Consider the following 2,770-nt stretch of genomic DNA (forward strand, 5'->3'; position numbering starts at 1 on the left):
CAGCTTGGGCGTCTTGGGGTCGTCCTCCATCTTGCGCCGCAGCCGGCTGACCAGGATGTCGATGCTGCGGTCGAAGGAGTAGTCGCTGTCGCCGCCGGAAAGCTCGATGAGCTGGTCACGGGTCAGGACGCGCTGGGCGCTCTTGACGAAGGTCTGCAGGAGGTTGAACTCGGCCATGGTCAGTTCGACCCTGACGTCGTCGGGCGCGGTCAGCCGGCGCCGCGCGCAGTCCATGGTCCAGCCGGCGAAGCGGTAGATCTGCTTGGATGTGGCGCGCTTGGGCTCGGAGGCGCCGTTGCGCCGCAGCACGGCGCGGATGCGCGCCAGCAACTCGCGCGGATCGAAAGGTTTCGGGACATAGTCGTCGGCGCCCATTTCCAGGCCGACCACGCGGTCCGTCGTCTCGGTGACGGCGGTCAGCATGATGATCGGGGTCGAATACTGGGCGCGCAGGTCGCGGCACAGTTCCAGCCCGCTTTTGCCCGGCAACATCACGTCGAGGACGATCAGGTCCACCTGCGCGCGGCGCAGGATGGTTTCCATCTCGGTGCCGTCGGCGGCGACCGAGGTGTGCAGGCCCCGCTTCTGGAAGAATTCCTGCAGCAGGTCGCGAATGCCCTTGTCGTCGTCGACGATCAGTATGTGTGCGTCGGATTTCACGGAAGTCCTGTCTCGTTTGCCGGCCAAGTCATCCCTGGCCATGGAGCCACACGATAGAATTCGGGCCATATGTTGGCCAGTGCCTTGTATTTCAAGGGAGAAGCAATTGCGCATTCTTCCCGTCGAAAGCAATGGCGGCTTTGATGCCGTCTGGCCAGACACAATCCAGAAACAAAATTCTACAATCGGGAAAAACTCCTGAAAAGGTCGGGCGGCATAAACGGTGCCGTGGCGGTCAGGTTATCGGCTGCGACGCTAGTCTCCGGGTTCACGGATAAGCCAATGCCAAGATTGTCTATCAGCTTGTTGGGAGCGTTGCTGGGCCTCGGCCTGGTCACTGCCGCTGCCGGGCAATCGGACGCAAAGGCGCCGCTCACCAGGAGCGAACGGTGCGCCAATCTCAGCCACCAATTTGATGAAGCCCTCGAAACCCACGCCACGGCAACGCAGGTCACCGCGGCGAAGGCTCTTCAGAGAAAGGGCAACCGGTACTGCGCCGCCAAGAAACAGGCGCAGGGCATCCGGATGCTCGCCAACGCTCTGAAGCTGCTTGGAGTGACACCGAACGACCCGGTCCAGTGATGCTCGAAACGACCCGCACAAAAAGGAAATGAAGCCATGAAAAAGTCCCTCCTGTCCGCCCTCGGCCTCACCGTTGCTCTCGCCTTCGCGATGCCGGCTCTCGGCAACGCCGCCACCACCACGACCACTGCTCCGGCCGCCACCACCACCGCTCCGGCCGCCACGGCTCCGGCGACCGCTGCTCCGGCCAAGGCCGCTCCGAAGAAGGTAGCCAAGAAGACCGTCTGCAAGGAGACCAAGAAGCACAAGTGCCCGGTCAAGAAGGCCCCCAAGAAGGCGGCTGCTGCTGCGACGGCCCCGGCGACCACTGCTCCGGCCACCACTGCTCCGAAGAAGAAGCCCTGATCGGCTCTGAAGTCAGTTTCCATCAAGGGCCGCTCCAGCCGCAAACTGGCTGGGGCGGCCTTCTGCCAGGCGCGGGACCGAAGGGTTTTGCGCCGCGATGAGAATGGGCCGGGGAATCGGCCCCATGCCGGCCAAGCCTGAACACCGGCGGCTTCCAGCAGGCATCTCGATCGCACTTAACCCGTTCGCAACGCCGGTTTGGTAGGACAATCCGCATGAAGAAGCGGCGTTCGTCCATTTTCCGTTCGGTAGCGCTCGGCGGCCTGGTCGCCACCGGCATTGCCAGGGCATTGGTCCTGCTCACCGCCAGCCCCGTGCCGGATCCGGCGAGCGGACGCACCGAACCTTCGGTGTTCGCACCGGTTATTTCCAGCAATTGGGACTACATAACGCCGGCCCAGAACTGGCTGTTGATCCTGCTCACCAGCGTGACGGTGATCTGCATGGTCGCCTGGCCGATCGCCGCCTGGATGGAGCGCCGCACGGATGCCGGCTCCAATCGCCGCGTGCTGGGCCGCCAGGGCCGTTGAACGGCAGCCGGCACGACCCCACATGAGTTGAATGGCCGGGGCCTGTTGGCCGCGTCCTTCCGCCAATGAAATGGACGACCGCCGCCGCCCGTGGCAAGATGCGGGGAGCGCGGCCCGGTCGCGAAACCGTCGTTCCAAAAGCCGGCTCCCATGCCTGAAATCACCACGAAACCGCGTACCAAGGTCAAGCCGCAGACCGAGCGGCCCAAGCTCTACAAGGTCATCCTCATCAATGATGATTTCACCCCGCGCGAATTCGTGGTGACGGTGCTGAAGGGCGAGTTCAAGCTCAGCGAGGACCAGGCACACCGGATCATGATCACAGCCCACCGGCGCGGCGTCTGCGTGGTCGCCGTCTTCACCAAGGACGTCGCCGAGACCAAGGCGACGCGCGCCACGGATGCCGGCAAGGCCAAGGGCTATCCGCTGCTGTTCACGGTGGAGCCGGAGGAGTAGGGGAGGGTGGGGCCCCTTCTTTAGCACTGACGATTAGCGAAACCATACGCTACAGCGTCTTTCTCCCCGTCACTATACGGGGAGAAATGTCCGGCAGGACAATGAGGGGCGGCGCCGGAGGGGGATGATAGTTCGCTTGGTTGAGCCGTGCATATCGCCAATCGCAAAGGGCTGGCGCTGCCCCTCATCCGCCCTTC

The 2,770-nt window shown here is 63.6% G+C and carries 5 protein-coding genes; 4 read left to right on the top strand and 1 reads right to left on the bottom strand.

Features of this window, described 5'->3' with window-relative positions; all coding sequences use genetic code 11:
- Positions 1 to 660 (bottom strand): response regulator (locus tag J0I79_RS34725; RefSeq protein ID WP_292870619.1); only part of this gene is annotated, 660 nt, incomplete at its 3' end.
- A gap of 282 nt (positions 661 to 942) precedes the next feature.
- Between J0I79_RS34725 and J0I79_RS34730 the strand changes: the two genes are divergently transcribed.
- The 4 genes from J0I79_RS34730 (at position 943) to clpS (ending at position 2,573) form a co-directional block, all read left to right on the top strand.
- Positions 943 to 1,242, top strand: coding sequence for a hypothetical protein (locus tag J0I79_RS34730; protein ID WP_023760695.1), 300 nt, complete (start codon positions 943 to 945; stop codon positions 1,240 to 1,242).
- Between the two features lie 36 nt (positions 1,243 to 1,278).
- Positions 1,279 to 1,587, top strand: coding sequence for a hypothetical protein (locus J0I79_RS34735; RefSeq protein WP_292870626.1), 309 nt, complete (start codon positions 1,279 to 1,281; stop codon positions 1,585 to 1,587).
- A gap of 215 nt (positions 1,588 to 1,802) precedes the next feature.
- Positions 1,803 to 2,117, top strand: coding sequence for a hypothetical protein (locus J0I79_RS34740; RefSeq protein ID WP_292870629.1), 315 nt, complete (start codon positions 1,803 to 1,805; stop codon positions 2,115 to 2,117).
- Positions 2,118 to 2,267: 150 nt separating this feature from the next.
- Positions 2,268 to 2,573, top strand: a complete 306-nt coding sequence (gene clpS / locus J0I79_RS34745; RefSeq protein ID WP_292870632.1) for an ATP-dependent Clp protease adapter ClpS — start codon at positions 2,268 to 2,270, stop codon at positions 2,571 to 2,573.
- Positions 2,574 to 2,770 lie beyond the last annotated feature (197 nt).

Source organism: Mesorhizobium sp. (genome assembly GCF_017306585.1).
Classification (GTDB): domain Bacteria; phylum Pseudomonadota; class Alphaproteobacteria; order Rhizobiales; family Rhizobiaceae; genus Mesorhizobium.

Excerpts from the sequence above, each read along its gene's own strand:
- J0I79_RS34740 (WP_292870629.1), top strand. The coding sequence starts at position 1,803 with ATGAAGAAGCGGCGTTCGTCCATTTTCCGTTCGGTAGCGCTCGGCGGC.
- J0I79_RS34735 (WP_292870626.1), top strand. The coding sequence starts at position 1,279 with ATGAAAAAGTCCCTCCTGTCCGCCCTCGGCCTCACCGTTGCTCTCGCC.
- J0I79_RS34730 (WP_023760695.1), top strand. The coding sequence starts at position 943 with ATGCCAAGATTGTCTATCAGCTTGTTGGGAGCGTTGCTGGGCCTCGGC.
- clpS (WP_292870632.1), top strand. The coding sequence starts at position 2,268 with ATGCCTGAAATCACCACGAAACCGCGTACCAAGGTCAAGCCGCAGACC.